The sequence below is a fragment of the Dyella marensis genome (assembly GCF_049532885.1).
Classification (GTDB): Bacteria; Pseudomonadota; Gammaproteobacteria; order Xanthomonadales; family Rhodanobacteraceae; genus Dyella_D; species Dyella_D marensis.
Genome location: NZ_CP064029.1, coordinates 2,042,789 through 2,057,480 on the forward strand (window position 1 = coordinate 2,042,789; position 14,692 = coordinate 2,057,480).

Here is a 14,692-nt window from a genome sequence, read left to right on the forward strand (position 1 = left end):
ATGCAGCGGGCATTCCGTGCGCCTGCCGGCGCCCGGGTCACTTTCTCTTTGCTGGCCCAAAGAGAAAGTAACCAAAGAGAGAATGGCCTAAGAGCAACGGCTCGCGACGCGACTAGAAGGAGCGGTGGGCGGCTGCGGTAACCTGATTAACCTGGGTCTACACGAAACGACTTTGCGTTTACGTAGCGGCTTCTTCAACGTGCCGTGGCCGAGAGGACGTTCAAGAACCGGGGCCAGCTTTGGCTCTTCGTTCCTGCCTACCTCACGATGCCACCCCTCTCCCCTCCGGGGAGAGGGCAGGGTGAGGGGCCGGGCGGAGCGCAACGTCAAATCTTGCCGGCGCAGGTTGGGGTGAGCCGCAGGCGAACCCCAACACCCGCACCTTCACGCGCCTCGCCATGTTGGGGTTCGCCTATGGCTCACCCCAACCTACGCCGTGCGCTTACGCGACGAACAGGGCTAAGCCTAAAAGCTGGCCTCGGTCATTGAACATCCTCTCGGCGACGGCACGTTGAAGCACGCGTTACGTAAACGCACTGTGGTTTCGTGTAGACCCAGGTTAATCAGGCTACCGCAGCCGCCCACTGCTCCTTCTAGTCGCGTCGCGAGCCTTGGCTCTCAGGCCATTCTCTCTTTGGTTACTTTCTCTTTGGGCCAGCAAAGAGAAAGTGACTCGGGCGCCGGCAGGCGTCCGAAATGCCCGCTGCATAAGCGGCCCAATCGCGTCAGCGCAAAAACCAGGCGATACCGCAAAAGGATCCCGGCCTGCGCCGGAATAACGGGCACACCCACCACGCCACACTTATTCGTAAGTGGTGACAGTCAACCGCGCATCACTCCCGGCATAGCCGACGAAATACCGCAACAGCTCGGGTGTATCGCCGCCGGCCAGCGCGGTACTCAATAGCTGCTTCCGCGCGCTCGCGGAATTCCCATCCGGCAACACATGCACACCAGCAACGCTCAACGGCGCCGCAAGCGCCACCAGTCTTCCGGTGAATTGAATCCGCCCTTGCTCGGCTTGCGCGGCAGCGGGCGACAGCAGCAGGGTGGCGATGGCGAAACCGAAGGAGGGCCGCGTGCGGCCGGTGTGACGAAGATCCATGGATAAGCATTCGAATAGTGAAGGTGACCGTAGATGTATCCGGTCACCTAGGACTATTCCTTGAGGTATTTCCCGATCAAGGCGATTTCGTCGTCGGGGATACTGCTTTGAAGACATACGGCGGCGTAAAGCTCAGCACCGACAGCGGCGCCGGCAGTTCTCCTCGGCGCACCACGACGCTGGCCGACGGCAGCCAGTGTTTCTGCTCGCCGAAATCGCCGATCGAGGCATAGCTGCCGACCCAGCCGAACTGGTCGAACGCATAAGGCAGGCCCTCCGCATCCAGCGGCACGTTCGCGTCGGCGACATGCATATGCAGATGCGGGCCGGTGGTTTCGCCGGTGTAGCCGAGCCGTCCGATCACGTCGCCGCGATGCACTGCCTGGCCCGCTTTCACCGTGATGCTGCCGGTCTTCAGGTGCTCGTAGAACACATAGTGCCCACCGCCCAGGTCCAGGCTCACGTAGTTGCCGGTGGCGTCCTGCAGCGGCACGCGGGTGGGTTTGCCGGGGTCGACTTTGGCCGGCTCCGGCATGCCGTCCAGCGCGGCGGCGATCCTGCCGTCCGCTACAGCCAGCACTTCTTCGCCGTAGCCGAGCCAGTGGTTCTTGTCGGTGGGATCGCCCTGGGTGTAGCGGCCCTGCGCGTCGACCTTGATCCAGTCGACGGCGAAGCGTCCGGGCACGTGCACCGCGCCGTTCACCGCGTACAGCGTGCGGCGATGGCCGCGCGGCCAGGCGCTGTCGTAGATGGCGACCCAGTAGCCGCCGCGCAGCGGCGGCGAGAACACCACGGGTGCGGGCCCATGCCGCAGCGTGAGCTGGCCGCCTTGCGCCTGCACCGCCGTACCGTCGTCGCGTGCTGCGCTGAGTTCGTGGGTGAGATGCAGGTCCGCCGGCGCTTCGTCGAAGCTCAGGTTGAGATACACCACGGCATGCGCGCCCGGCGCGATCGTCGTATCGCCTTTCTTGCCGGACATGCCCGGCCCGCCGAGCAGCGCGCGCAGTGCGGTTTCGTCGTAGTCGCGCAGCACGTGGCCGTTGTCGGCATCGAGCACGCGCAGCTGCTTCGGCTGCAGCGGGTCGGCGGCGTAGTTGTCCAGGTGCAGCTCGTACAGCAGCTGCCATTGGCCGTTGACCTTGACCGGCTGAGGCTGCCACGGCACGCGCAGGTCGAAGGTCTGCACGACGGGGGCGCGCTGCGCGAAGGCGGGGGATAGCGACATGCCGAGAAGCGCGATGGCGAAGGGAAGGAGCTGGCCGAACGTCGAAGCGGATTTCATGAGTCCCCCGATGGCGATGCCGGCCAATGTGGGAGACCACGAAGCGGCGCGCTAGTGCCCACACACCATGACCAATGGCGGGCGCCCCACGGTGTTGGGGTTCGCCTGCGGCTCACCCCAACCTACGCCGGTCGGTACCGAGAGGGTGCTAAGCGTCGACTGCGGCCAGCATCGCCTCGGCACTGGACACGCGAAATTCGCCCGGCGCTTCCACCTGCAGCTGCCGCACCACGCCGTTCTCCGCATACAGCGCGAAGCGGCGCGAACGCAGGCCCATGCCATACGAAGCGCCGTCGAGTTCCAGCCCCAGCGCGCGCGTGAAACTGCCATTGCCGTCGGCCAGCATCAGCATGCCGGGCGGCACCTTCTGGTCGCGCGCCCAGGCCTGCATCACATAGGCATCGTTGACCGCCATGCAGATCACGTCGACGCCGCGCTGCTGGAACTCCGCGAAGCGCTGCACGTAGCCGGGCAGATGCTTGTTGGAGCAGGTCGGCGTGAACGCGCCGGGCACGGCGAACAGCACCACTTTGTGCTGGCCGAACAGCGCGGCGGTCTGGCGGGTTTCGATCTGGCCGTCGACGATGGCTTTGATCTCGAGGTCGGGCAGGGCCTGGCCGGGCTGGATCGTGGTCATGGGAACGCACTCTGCAGAATGGGTAAACGCGGGGATGCTAGCGCCTCGGGGCCGCGGCTGTCGTCTTGGCTGGTCATCTTGAATCGTCGCGGCGCGCACCTATCTATCCGGGCAGGCGGTGATGGCACCGCAAACCTGTTCGAGGATTCACCATGTATCTGGGACGTACGCTTTCCTGGCCCCGGCAGCGCCTGGGCGACCATCTGTTCCAAGTGGAGCAGCCCGTCAACGCCAACACCGGCGAGGCGCAGTGGGCGCCGCGCGTGGACATCAAGGAAGACGACAAGCGCTTCGTGATTCTGGCCGACATCCCGGGCATCGACCCGGCCGGCATCGAAGTGAGCATGGACAAGGGCGTGCTCACCATCAAGGGCGAGCGCAAGCAGGAGGCCCCGGCCGAGGGCGAGCGCCACACCCGCGTGGAGCGCGCGCACGGCGCCTTCCTGCGCCGCTTCGCGCTGCCGGACAGCGCCGATGCGGAAGGCATCACCGCGCACGGCCGCCACGGCGTGCTGGAAGTGTCGATCCCCAAGCGGGCCGAGAGCGCGCCGCGCCGCATCACCATCGAAACCACGCACTAAGCGCGCACATCAGACGCTTGCGTGTTGCGGCTACGGCCCGCCACGGACCATGATCCGTGGCGGGCCGTCCGCGTTGTTTGGACTTGCAGCAGCCATTGGCGGGAGTGGCAGTGGAATTCAAAGACTATTACGACACCCTGGGCGTGAAAGCGGACGCCAGCGAGGCCGAGATCAAGGCGGCCTATCGCAAGCTCGCCCGCAAATACCATCCGGACAAGAACAAGGAAGCGGGCGCCGAGGAGAAGTTCAAGGCCATCAACGAGGCCAACGAAGTGCTGCGCGATCCGGAAAAGCGCCGCGCCTACGACAACCTGCGCGCCGGCGGCTACCGCGGCGGCGAACAGTTCCGTCCGCCGCCGGGCTGGGGCCAGGGCCAGAACTTCGATTTCGGCGGCGGTGGCGGGGGCGATTTCAGCGACTTCTTCGAAAGCCTGTTCGGCCGCGCGGCCGGCGGCGCGCACGGCCAGGCCCGCGCCAGCCGCGGCAGCGACATCCAGGCGCAGGTGCAGATCGAGCTGCAGACCGCTTTCGACGGCGGCCGCACGCGCGTGGCCCTGCACGACGGCAGCGGCAACGAGCGCGTGCTGGAAGTGAAGATCCCCGCCGGCATCCAGCCCGGCCAGGTGATCCGCCTGTCCGGCCAGGGCCACCCCGGCCGCGGCGGCGGCCCCAGCGGCGACCTGCTGCTGGAAGTGCAGTTCCGCGACGACGCGCGCTTCCGCCTGGACGGCCGCAATGTGCTCCACGTGCTGCCCATCGCCCCCTGGGAAGCCGCCCTGGGCGCCACCGTGCCGGTGCCGACCCTGGCCGGCACCGTGGACCTGCGCATCCCCGCCGGCTCGCAGTCGGGCCGCAAGCTGCGCCTGAAGGGGCGCGGGCTGCCGGGAGCGCATCCGGGCGACCAGCTGGTGGAGTTGTCGATCCGTGCGCCGGTGGCGGAGTCGGAGGCGCAGAAAAAAGCCTATGAGGCGTTGCGCGATGAGTTCGAAGGATTCGATCCGCGGCGTTGATTAAAGCCCCTCTCCCACCGGGAGAGGGGTTGGGGTGAGGGTACGGGCGGAGCGCAAGAGTGATGCGCACGGCTCCGGCCGAACCCTCATCCGCCTGCCGGCACCTTCTCCCGGTGGGAGAAGGAATCAGGATTTAAGTACCGAGGCAATCATCAATAAAAAAACGGCGCCCCAGGGCGCCGTTTTTCTGTACTGCTTCGCCTCGCCAGTTCAGGCCGGCAGCAGACCCTTCAGCGTCTCCACCAGCTCTTCTTCCTTGATCGGCTTGGTCACATAGGCCTTCGCACCCTGGCGCAGGCCCCACACCTTGTCGGTTTCCTGGTCCTTGGTGGTCACCAGGATCACCGGGATGTGCTGCGTTTCCGGATCCTTGCTGATGGTGCGCGTGGCCTGGAAGCCGTTGAGATTGGGCATGACCACGTCCATCAGGATGAGGTCGGGCTTCTCGCGCTTGGCCACCTCCACGCCGGCGGCGCCGTCTTCCGCAGTCAGGGTCTCGTGCCCCAGCTTCTCGACGATGCGCTTGATGCCCAGCAACTGCGACGGCGAATCGTCGACGATCAGAATACGTGCCATAAGGTGGGAGTCCCCTTGTTGTTTCGTGTTTCGAAGGATTCTAAGCCGCGCTAGCGGCTCTTCCAAGTCGGTTCAGCTTGGGCTTTACACTTCAAGTCTCACAACTGTGCGCCCGAACGAGTCGCCTGCCAGCATGCGCTCGAAAACGCCCGGCAGCTCATCCAGGCTCACTTCGCGAGTGGCGATCCGGTCGAGGTGCCGCGGTTTCCACTCGCCCGCCAGCTTTTCCCATACGCGCTCGCGCTGCTCCCGCGCGGTGCCGGCCGAGGCCACGCCCAGCAGGTTGACGCCGCGGATGATGAAAGGCATCACCGTGCTGTCGAACGCGATGCCGCCCGCATTGCCGCAGATCGCCACGTTGCCGTAGGGCGCCACCAGCGGCAGCAGGCCGGCCAGCATGGCGCCGCCGACGTTGTCCAGGGCGCCGCCGAAGCGCGCCGAATCCATCGGCTTGCCGCTGAACACCAGCTCGTGGCGATCGATGCAGGCGCTGGCGCCGAGGCTGCGCAGGAAGTCGAAATGGTCGGCCTTGCCGCTGATCGCATGCACGTCGTAGCCGGCGCGGCTGAACATGTCGATCGCCAGCATGCCCACGCCGCCGGAGGCGCCGGTGACGGCGATCGGACCCAGCGCCGGCGTCTGGCGGTTGTCTTCCATCTGCAGCAGGGCCAGCGCGGCGGTGAAGCCGGCGGTGCCCAGCACCATGCTTTCGCGCAAGCTGAGGCCGGCGGGCAGGGGGATGGTCCAGTGCGCGTCGAAGCGCGCGTATTCGCCGTAGCCGCCGTCGCGCACTTCGGAAAGGCCGCTGCCGGTGCACAGCACCGCATCGCCTTCCTTGAACTTGGGGTCGGTGGAAGCCACCACGATGCCGGCCGCATCGATGCCGCCGTTGAGCGGGTACTGGCGCAGGATCTTGCCCTTGCCGGCGCCGGCCAATGCATCCTTGAAGTTGACCGAGGACCAGGCCGTCTTCACCAGCACCTGGCCGGCGCTGAGCACGGCGGTGCTCATGGTTTCGATGCCGCCGCGATAGCCGGAGCCGTCGTTGTGGATGCGGAAGGCGCGGAACTCGATGTCGCTCATGGCGTGGCGTCCGGAAGGATGGGTCAGGCTTCGACGCTGCTGCGGTCGATCCACTTGGGGCTGTAGTGGCCCTGGTAGTGCTCCATCCAGTGGAACAGTTTTTCCATGCTGTCGCCGAACCACACGCTGTCGCGCTGCTCGGCGCGCACGAAGCGCTCGTCCACCATGTGGTCGAGCATGCCGCGCAGCTGGCGATAGTAGCCGCGCACGTCGAGAAAGGCGCAAGGGAAGCTGTGCAGGCCCAGCTGCGCCCAGGTCAGCATCTCGAACATCTCGTCCATGGTGCCGAAGCCGCCGGGCAGGGCGACGAAGGCGTCGGAGCGCTCGAACATGCGGGTCTTGCGCTGGTGCATGGTCTCGACCACTTCCAGTTCGCTCAGGCCCGCGTGCGCCACTTCGCGCTCCACCAGCTGGCGCGGGATCACCCCGATCACCTTGCCGCCGCCGGCCAGCACCGCGTCGGCCACCGTGCCCATCAGGCCGACCTTGCCGCCGCCGTAGACCAGGGCGATACCGCGCCGCGCCATCTCGGCGCCGAAGGCGCGCGCCTGCTCGGTGTATTCCGGCGAGCCGCCCGGGCTCGAGCCGCAATAGACGCAGATGGCGGTGGGCTGGGGCATGGGGGTCTCCGGGGAAAAGGAATTAGGGGGCGACGGCAGGTCGCGGGGATGTGAAGGAAGCCGGCTTTTCGGAGCTGTCCCCGAAAACGGACGGCCCGCCCATGTCGCCATGGACGGGCCGCGCCGGTGATGCCTGGATCCCGGCTCGACGCGCAGCCCGCGCTGTCCGGGATGAGGTCGTCCTGACCTCAGTTGCCCTTGTGGATCGCGCGCTTGTCCACCGACAGCGCGGCTTCGTGCACGGCTTCCGACAGCGTCGGGTGGGCGTGGACGATGCGGGCCAGGTCTTCGGCGGAGCCCTTGAACTCCATCGTCACCACGGCTTCGGCGATCAGCTCGGACACGCCCGGGCCGACCATGTGCACGCCGAGCAGGCGGTCGGTCTCGGCATGGGCCAGCATCTTCACCTGGCCGACGGCCTCGTTCATCGCCACGGCGCGGCCGATGGCGGCGAACGGGAAAGTGCCCACCTTGTAGGGGATGCCGGCGTCCTTCAGTTCCTTCTCGGTCTTGCCGGCCCAGGCGATTTCCGGTTCGGTGTAGATCACCCACGGAATGGTGTCGAAGTTGACGTGGCCGGCCTTGCCGGCGATCCACTCGGCCACCGCCACGCCTTCCTCGGAACCCTTGTGCGCCAGCATCGGGCCGCGCACGGCGTCGCCGATGGCCCACACGCCGTCCACGCCGGTGTGGTTGTGGTTGTCGACCACGATGCGGCCGCGCTCGTCCAGCTTCACGCCGGTGTCGTCGGCCAGCAGGCCGGCGGTGTAGGCGCGGCGGCCCACCGCCACCAGCAGCTTGTCCACCACCAGCTCGTGCGCGCCGTCCTTGTCTTCATAGGTGAGCGCAACCTCGTTGCCCTTGACCTCGGCCTTGGTCAGCTTGGCGCCGAGCTTGATCTTCAGGCCCTGCTTGGCGAATTCCTTGGCGGCGATCTTGGCCACGTCGGCGTCGGCCACCGAGAGGAAGTCCGGCAGCGCTTCGAGGATGGTCACGTCGGCGCCGAGGCGGCCCCACACGCTGCCCAGTTCCAGGCCGATCACGCCGGCGCCGATCACGCCCAGGCGCTTCGGAACTTCCGGAAAATCCAGCGCGCCGGCGTTGTCGACGATGAACTTGTTGTCGAACCTGGCGAACGGCAGCTCGATCGGCACCGAGCCCGAAGCCAGGATCACATTGGTCGCGCTGATGGTCTGCTTGCTGCCGTCGTTCGCGGTGATCTCGACGTTGTTGCCTTTGAGCAGCTTGCCGGTGCCGTAGAAGGCGGTGACCTTGTTGGCCTTGAACAGCTGGCCGATGCCGCCGGTGAACTGCTTGACGATCTTGTCCTTGCGGCCGACGAAGGTGGCCACGTCGATCTTCGCGTTGTCGGCGGTGATGCCGTGCACGGCGAAGTTGTGCGTCAGGTTGTGGAACTGCTTGGACGAATCCAGCAGCGCCTTGGACGGAATGCAGCCCACGTTGAGGCAGGTGCCGCCGAGCGCCTGCTTGCCGTCCTTGCCGGTGAAGGCGTCGATGCAGGCGGTCTTCAGGCCCAGCTGCGCGGCGCGGATCGCGGCCACGTAGCCGGCCGGGCCGGCGCCGATGACGATGACGTCGAATTGTTGCTCGCTCATGTTATTCGCTCGCGGGAATAGGGAAGGGGGAATAGGGAATCGGAAAAGCCAGGATGCTATGAGGGCGACCCGCTATTCCATCAACCAATCAAGGCAGCGAAGAGCGGGAATCGTGGGAGGGGTTTTTACTATTCCCTATCCACGATTCCCGATTCCCCGGTCTTTGATCGCAAAGGCGATCAAAGACCGAGCAGCATCCGCTGCGGATTCTCGAGCTGGTTCTTGATGTCGACCAGGAACAGCACCGCGTCCTTGCCGTCGATGATGCGGTGGTCGTAGCTCAGCGCCAGGTACATCATCGGCGCGGCGATCACCTGCCCGTTCTCGACGATGGCGCGGTCCTTGATGGTGTGCATGCCCAGGATCGCGCTCTGCGGCGGGTTCACGATCGGGGTCGACAGCAGCGAGCCGAAGGTGCCGCCGTTGGTGATGGTGAAGGTGCCGCCCTGCAGGTCGTCCAGGCCCAGCTTGCCGTCGCGCGCCTTCTTGGCGTACTCCAGGATGCCCTTCTCGATGTCGGCGAAGCTCTTGTCCTGCACGTCGCGCAGCACCGGGGTGACCAGGCCCTTGTCGGTGGACACGGCGATCGAGATGTCCTGGTAGCCGTGGTAGACGATGTCGTTGCCGTCGACCGAGGCATTGATCACCGGGTGGCGCTTCAGCGCCTCGGCGGCGGCCTTGACGAAGAAGCTCATGAAGCCGAGCTTCACGCCGTTCGACTTCTCGAACTGCTCGCCCAGCGTCTTGCGCATCTTCACCACCTCGGCCAGGTTCACTTCGTTGAACGAGGTGAGCATGGCGATCGAGTTCTTCGACTGCATCAGGCGCTCGGCGATGCGCGCGCGGATGCGCGTCATCGGCACGCGCTCTTCCGGACGCGCGCCCGGGGTCGGCTTCGCGGCCGGGGCTGCGGCGGCCGGCGCGGCAGCGGCGCCGCCCTTGCCGTAGTTGACCAGGTCTTCCTTGGTCACGCGGCCGTCGCGGCCGGTGCCGGCGACCTTCGACGCGTCGATGTTCTGCTCGGTGGCCACGCGCAGGCCGGCCGGGGACAGGTCCGCGCTGCCCTTGGCGGCGGCGGGAGCCGCGGCGGCCGGGGCGGGGGGCGGCAGCCGGCGCAGCGGCGGCGGGCGCCGGCGCGGCGGCCACGGCACCTTCCTCGATCACCGCGATGACCTGCTGGCTGGTCACGGTGTCGCCGGACTGGAACTTCAGTTCCTTGATCACGCCGTCGACCGGAGCTGGCACTTCGAGCACCACCTTGTCGGTCTCGAGGTCGACCAGGTTCTCGTCGCGCTTGATCGCGTCGCCGACTTTCTTGTGCCAGGTGGCGATGGTGGCGTCGGAGACAGACTCGGGCAGAACGGGCACTTTGACTTCAATGGACATCGGGTCTTACTCCGCAGCGTGGTCGGTGCCGATCGGCGCGACCAGCGCCTGCTCGACGAGTGCCGCCTGTTCGGCGACGTGGGTATTGAGGTGGCCGGCAGCCGGCGCCGGCGAGCGGGCGCGGCCGGCGTAGGAGAGGCTCTGCTTGGCGTTGACGCAGGCCTGCAGGTGGTGGCGGATCTGGAACCAGGCGCCCTGGTTCATGGGTTCTTCCTGGCACCAGATCACTTCCTTGGCGGAAGCGTACTTTTCCAGTTCGGCCACGACCTGCGGACGCGGGAACGGATACAGCTGCTCGACGCGCACGATGGCGACGTCGGCGAGGCCGCGCTTCTCGGCGTCTTCCAGCAGGTCGTAGTAGACCTTGCCCGAGCACAGCACCACGCGCCTGACCTTCTTGGCCGGCAGCTCGCGGTGCTCGCCGATCACCAGCTGGAATTCGCCGTTGGCCAGTTCGTCCAGGCTGGAGATCGCCAGCTTGTGGCGCAGCAGCGACTTCGGCGTCATCACGATCAGCGGCTTGCGCGTCGGGCGCACCATCTGGCGGCGGATCATGTGGAAAGCCTGGGCCGGCGTGGTCGGCACGCAGACCTGCATGTTGTCCAGCGCGCACAGCTGCAGGAAGCGCTCCAGGCGCGCGGAGGAATGCTCCGGACCCTGGCCTTCGTAACCGTGCGGCAGGAACAGCGCCAGGCCGCACAGGCGGTTCCACTTCGATTCGCCCGAGCTGATGAACTGGTCGATCACCACCTGGGCGCCGTTGGCGAAGTCGCCGAACTGGCCTTCCCAGATGTGCAGGGTGTACGGGTCGGTGGTGGCGTGGCCGTATTCGAAGGCCATCACCGCCTCTTCGCTGAGCAGCGAGTCGATCACCTCGACGCTGGCGTTGTCGCGCAGCGTGGCCAGCGGCATGTAGGTGTGGCCGTCCTTCTGGTCGTGCAACACCGCGTGGCGGTGGAAGAACGTGCCGCGGCCCACGTCCTGGCCGACCAGGCGCAGGTTGTAGTTCTGGTCCACCAGGGTGGCGTAGGCCAGGTTCTCGGCGAAGCCCCAGTCGCCCGGCAGCTCGCCCGCGGCCATCTTGCGGCGGTCGTCGTAGATCTTGGCCACGCGCGACTGCAGCGTGGTGTCCGAGGGCACTTCGAGAATCTTGTTGGCCAGCTCGACCAGCTTTGCCTTCGGCACGCCGGTGTCGGCCTGGGTGGACAGCTTGCCGCCGATGAACTGGTTCCAGTCCACCTCGATGTCCTTGACCAGGGCGCTGGTCAGCTCGGTCATCGGGTCGCCGGCTTCCAGGCGCGAGCGGTACTCGTCGACCATCTTCTGGGCGTCGCCGTCGGCGATCACGCCTTCCTTGACCAGGGCCTGCGCGTACAGGTCGCGCGTGGTCGGGCGGGCGCGGATGATCTGGTACATCACCGGCTGGGTCGCGGCCGGCTCGTCGGCCTCGTTATGGCCGTGGCGGCGGTAGCAGACCAGGTCGATCACCACGTCCTTGCGGAACTGCTTGCGGAAGTCGTAGACCAGGCGGGTGGCCTGGATCACCGCTTCCGGGTCGTCGCCGTTCACGTGCAGCACCGGCGCGTTGACCATCTTGGCCAGGTCGGTGCAGTACAGCGTGGAGCGCGCGTCCTGCGGATTGGAGGTGGTGAAGCCCACCTGGTTGTTCACCACGATGTGCAGCGTGCCGCCGATGCGGAAGCCGCGCGCCTGCGACATGTTGAACAGTTCCATGTTCACGCCCTGGCCGGCCAGGGCGGCGTCGCCGTGGATCAGCACGGCCATGGACTGCTGGCGCTCGCTGTCGCGGCGGCGGATCTGGCGCGAATGCACCGAGCCGGCCACCACCGGGTTGACGATCTCCAGGTGCGACGGATTGAACGCCAGCGCCACGTGCACGCCGCCGTTGGGCGTCTTGACGTCGGCGGAGAAGCCCATGTGGTACTTCACGTCGCCGGAGTGGGCCGGGTCGTCCGGGTGCTCGAACTTGCCTTCGAACTCGTTGAACAGCGTCTTCGGCGGCTTGCCCAGGATATTGACCAGCATGTTCAGGCGGCCGCGGTGGGCCATGCCGACCACGACTTCCTTGATGCCGTTGTCGCCGGCCGTGCGCACCACCTCGTCCACCATCGGGATCAGGCTGTCGCCGCCTTCCAGCGAGAAGCGCTTCTGGCCCACGTACTTGGTGTGCAGGTAGCGCTCCAGGCCCTCGGCGGCAGTGAGGCCCGCCAGCACGCGCCGCTTGCCGGCCGGGTCCAGCCCGGCGCTGCCGCCGGCCTTTTCCAGGCGGGTGTAGATCCAGTTGCGCTGCTCATGGTTGCTGATGTGCATGAACTCGGCGCCGATGGTGCCGGCATACACCTTCTTCAGGCGCGCCAGCAGCTCGCGCAGCTTCATGCGCTGGCCGCCGCCGGCGAAGTTGCCGCAGTCGAATTCGGTGTCGAGGTCGGCGTCGCTCAGGCCGTGGAAGGCCAGGCCCAGGTCCGGCGCCGGCAGCTTCTCGGCCAGGCCCAGCGGATCGAGGTCGGCGGCCAGGTGGCCGCGCGAGCGGTAGGCGGTAAGGATGCGCAGCACCGCGGCCTGCTTGCGCGCGTGCTCGTCGTCGACGGGGGCGGCGACGCCCACGGCGCGCTGCTTCTGCGCGGCTTCGATGCGGGCGATCGCCGCGGAGTGCGGAACGTCACCGGATTCGCGGCCTTTGAAGGTCCCGAAATACTGGTTCCATTCGGCGGGGACCGACGCGGGGTCGGCCAGCCAGGACTCATACAACTGCTCTACGTAATCGGCGTTGCCGCCGGCGAGCTGGGACGAATCGAAGAACTCGCGAATCAGATTTGTGCTCACGTCACCACCGGTGAGGGAAGGGAGGCCTCAGGCCATCCGTCGACCTGGCGGATGGCGGGGAAAAATCCTGTTAATTATGGCCCCGGCTGCTGCACAGCGGCAACCCGGGAAACGGGTTCCAGGTGGGGTCGGAAGGCGTTATTTCGAGGCCGGAGGCTACCGACCATCGTCGTAGGCACGGGTTTTCGCCGGTTTCGCGCGCGGCGGCCGCCCGCAGGCGCAAGCGGGTTGCCGTTCAGCCGGGCGCTAGAGATCGAGCGGCTGCAGCGCGGTGGCGCGGGCCGCACGCTCCCACGCTTCCTGGAAGTGCTGCTGCAGCGGCGCCTGGCTGGCGCGGTCTTCCATCGCGCCGCGGCCGCGCGGGCGCGCCGCTTCCGGCAGGAACAGATAGCCGCCGGCGTCGGTGAGCAGGTAGGCCGAGCCATACGTGCGGTCGGACTCCTCCACCGGCTCGCGCACCAGCACCGTGCTGGGCAGGCGCTGGGCCAGGGCGATCAGCCGGTGGCTGTCGCGCAGGGCCGCGGCGGGGTCGTGCAGGATCAGGCGGATCTCGGCGCCGCGGCCGGCGGTGGCGATGCGGCGCAGCTCGTCCAGCTCGGCGGCATGGTTATAAGCGTCGGTGGGCAGCGCGGGCTGGTAGATCGCCACGCGGCGGCGCGCGCCGCGCAGCAGCTGCAGGCGCATGGCTGCCAGCGCCTCGCCGCCGTCGACGACGAGCGTTTCCGGGGCGGGGCGATCCGATGGCTTCACCGGCGGCGCGCCTTGCGCGGCACCAGGTGGCCGTCGTTGACCAGCGCCAGCAGCAGCGCCCGCTCGGCGCCGGCCGGCGCGCGGCCGAACGCCAGCGTGCGTTCGGCGCACAGGCGCTCGGCCAGCTCGGCCGGCGCGGGGTAGGCCTGGCCGTTGGCGAACAGGGTGGCGCCGCCCTTGACCCGGGCCCAGGCCATGCGCGACCACGGATGGCGCAGCAGCTGCGCGCCGTCGCCCAGCAGCTTGGCCAGGGCGGCCTCGGTGCTGGCCTTGTCCGGCGCGGCCGGCGCGCGCGCCACGCGGTAGCGGGTGATGTAGCGGCCGAACCAGTCGACCAGGGTGGCGTCGTCCAGCGCGGCGAACGGCAGGGCCTCGCGCACGCGGGCCAGGGCGGCGCGGTCGATCTCGCCGGCATGTCTGGCCGGGGCCAGGTCCGGGTCGCGGTAGCGCTGCTCGTCGGGCAGGCGCTCGACCAGGTAGTCGGCCAGGTCGCTGGCCAGTTCCGCGCGCGAGGGCGCGCGCATGCCCACCGAGAGGGTCATGCAGGGGCCGCCGAAGGCCACGCCGTCGTGCGGCACGCCCGGCGGCAGGTAGAGCATGTCGCCCGGTTCCAGCAGCCATTCGTGGGTGGGCTCGAAGTGCTTGAGCTGCTTCAGTTCCACGTCGTCGCGGAACTCGGTGGAGGCCTGCGGATCGTCGCTGATCGCCCAGTGCCGCTGGCCCAGGCCCTGCAGCAGGAACACGTCGTACTGGTCGACGTGGGCGCCGACGCCGCCGCCGGGCTCGGCATAGGAAATCATGATGTCGTCCACGCGCCAGTTCGGCAGGAAGCGGAACGACTCCAGCAAGGCCGCCACGTCGGCGTCCCACTTGTCCACGTCCTGCACCAGCAGGGTCCAGTTGGCGGGCGGGGTCGTGGCGAAGTCGTCCTCGCTGAGCGGGCCGGTCTTGACCGACCAGCGGTCGCGGCGCGCGTCGTGGACGATCAGGCGCGACAGGGCTTCCTCTTCCAGCGCCAGGCCGGCCAGGTCGTCCGGCTGCAGCGGGGGCGTGAAGTCCGGGAAGGCGTTGCGGATCAGCAGGGGGCGCTTCTGCCAGTAGTCGCGCAGGAACTGCGCCGGGGTCATGCCGAGGGGCTGGCGGGCGCTGCCGCGGACTTCGAGGGGGAGGGTGGGCTTGGTCATCGGGAGATTGTACGGGGC

Annotated in this window: 12 protein-coding genes and 1 pseudogene; 2 read left to right on the forward strand and 11 right to left on the reverse strand. The window is 67.6% G+C overall.

What is annotated here, in order from left to right; translation table 11 throughout:
* Positions 1–802 precede the first annotated feature (802 nt).
* The 3 genes from ISN75_RS09035 to ISN75_RS09045 all read right to left on the reverse strand — a co-directional run bounded on the left by ISN75_RS09035 (position 803) and on the right by ISN75_RS09045 (position 3,024).
* Positions 803–1,105: a hypothetical protein gene (locus ISN75_RS09035; RefSeq protein WP_343819648.1), complete on the reverse strand. Its 303-nt coding sequence runs from the start codon at positions 1,103–1,105 to the stop codon at positions 803–805.
* A gap of 76 nt (positions 1,106–1,181) precedes the next feature.
* Positions 1,182–2,387, reverse strand: a complete 1,206-nt coding sequence (locus tag ISN75_RS09040) for a M23 family metallopeptidase (protein ID WP_343819646.1) — start codon at positions 2,385–2,387, stop codon at positions 1,182–1,184.
* Positions 2,388–2,535: 148 nt separating this feature from the next.
* Positions 2,536–3,024: a peroxiredoxin gene (locus ISN75_RS09045; protein ID WP_343819644.1), complete on the reverse strand. Its 489-nt coding sequence runs from the start codon at positions 3,022–3,024 to the stop codon at positions 2,536–2,538.
* Between the two features lie 152 nt (positions 3,025–3,176).
* Between ISN75_RS09045 and ISN75_RS09050 the strand changes: the two genes are divergently transcribed.
* The gene (locus ISN75_RS09050) at positions 3,177–3,605 is read left to right on the forward strand and encodes an Hsp20/alpha crystallin family protein (protein ID WP_167257752.1); all 429 of its coding nucleotides are present in this window, start codon (positions 3,177–3,179) and stop codon (positions 3,603–3,605) included.
* Positions 3,606–3,715: 110 nt separating this feature from the next.
* On the forward strand, positions 3,716–4,615 hold the full coding sequence (locus ISN75_RS09055; protein WP_167257751.1) for a DnaJ C-terminal domain-containing protein: 900 nt from the start codon (positions 3,716–3,718) through the stop codon (positions 4,613–4,615).
* Positions 4,616–4,825: 210 nt separating this feature from the next.
* Here the strand turns inward: ISN75_RS09055 and pilH are convergent, their stop codons facing one another.
* The 8 genes and pseudogenes from pilH to ISN75_RS09095 all read right to left on the reverse strand — a co-directional run bounded on the left by pilH (position 4,826) and on the right by ISN75_RS09095 (position 14,674).
* The gene (gene pilH, locus ISN75_RS09060) at positions 4,826–5,191 is read right to left on the reverse strand and encodes a twitching motility response regulator PilH (protein WP_026634409.1); all 366 of its coding nucleotides are present in this window, start codon (positions 5,189–5,191) and stop codon (positions 4,826–4,828) included.
* 84 nt (positions 5,192–5,275) lie between these two features.
* A complete protein-coding gene (locus ISN75_RS09065; RefSeq protein WP_343819642.1) occupies positions 5,276–6,274 on the reverse strand; it encodes a YhdH/YhfP family quinone oxidoreductase in 999 nt (332 codons plus the stop codon).
* A 23-nt stretch (positions 6,275–6,297) separates the two neighbouring features.
* A complete protein-coding gene (locus tag ISN75_RS09070) occupies positions 6,298–6,894 on the reverse strand; it encodes a TIGR00730 family Rossman fold protein (RefSeq protein WP_167257749.1) in 597 nt (198 codons plus the stop codon).
* A 188-nt stretch (positions 6,895–7,082) separates the two neighbouring features.
* Positions 7,083–8,510 carry a dihydrolipoyl dehydrogenase gene (gene lpdA / locus ISN75_RS09075; RefSeq protein ID WP_167257748.1) on the reverse strand — a complete coding sequence of 476 codons (1,428 nt, stop codon included), beginning with the start codon at positions 8,508–8,510 and terminating at the stop codon, positions 7,083–7,085.
* 179 nt (positions 8,511–8,689) lie between these two features.
* A pseudogene (gene odhB / locus ISN75_RS09080) lies at positions 8,690–9,896 on the reverse strand (2-oxoglutarate dehydrogenase complex dihydrolipoyllysine-residue succinyltransferase).
* Between the two features lie 6 nt (positions 9,897–9,902).
* Complete coding sequence (locus ISN75_RS09085) at positions 9,903–12,740, reverse strand: 2-oxoglutarate dehydrogenase E1 component (protein WP_167257746.1); 2,838 nt, start codon at positions 12,738–12,740, stop codon at positions 9,903–9,905.
* A gap of 246 nt (positions 12,741–12,986) precedes the next feature.
* A complete protein-coding gene (locus tag ISN75_RS09090; protein ID WP_343821405.1) occupies positions 12,987–13,490 on the reverse strand; it encodes a hypothetical protein in 504 nt (167 codons plus the stop codon).
* Positions 13,487–14,674, reverse strand: coding sequence for a cupin domain-containing protein (locus tag ISN75_RS09095; RefSeq protein ID WP_343821404.1), 1,188 nt, complete (start codon positions 14,672–14,674; stop codon positions 13,487–13,489). Before ISN75_RS09095 ends, ISN75_RS09090 begins: the two co-directional genes overlap by 4 nt.
* Between the last annotated feature and the right edge of the window lie 18 nt (positions 14,675–14,692).

What these genes read in the sequence shown, in the direction of transcription:
- ISN75_RS09035 (WP_343819648.1), bottom strand. Translation starts at nt 1,105, where the DNA reads ATGGATCTTCGTCACACCGGCCGCACGCGGCCCTCCTTCGGTTTCGCC.
- ISN75_RS09040 (WP_343819646.1), bottom strand. Translation starts at nt 2,387, where the DNA reads ATGAAATCCGCTTCGACGTTCGGCCAGCTCCTTCCCTTCGCCATCGCG.
- ISN75_RS09045 (WP_343819644.1), bottom strand. Translation starts at nt 3,024, where the DNA reads ATGACCACGATCCAGCCCGGCCAGGCCCTGCCCGACCTCGAGATCAAA.
- ISN75_RS09050 (WP_167257752.1), top strand. Translation starts at nt 3,177, where the DNA reads ATGTATCTGGGACGTACGCTTTCCTGGCCCCGGCAGCGCCTGGGCGAC.
- pilH (WP_026634409.1), bottom strand. Translation starts at nt 5,191, where the DNA reads ATGGCACGTATTCTGATCGTCGACGATTCGCCGTCGCAGTTGCTGGGC.
- ISN75_RS09065 (WP_343819642.1), bottom strand. Translation starts at nt 6,274, where the DNA reads ATGAGCGACATCGAGTTCCGCGCCTTCCGCATCCACAACGACGGCTCC.
- ISN75_RS09070 (WP_167257749.1), bottom strand. Translation starts at nt 6,894, where the DNA reads ATGCCCCAGCCCACCGCCATCTGCGTCTATTGCGGCTCGAGCCCGGGC.
- lpdA (WP_167257748.1), bottom strand. Translation starts at nt 8,510, where the DNA reads ATGAGCGAGCAACAATTCGACGTCATCGTCATCGGCGCCGGCCCGGCC.
- ISN75_RS09095 (WP_343821404.1), bottom strand. Translation starts at nt 14,674, where the DNA reads ATGACCAAGCCCACCCTCCCCCTCGAAGTCCGCGGCAGCGCCCGCCAG.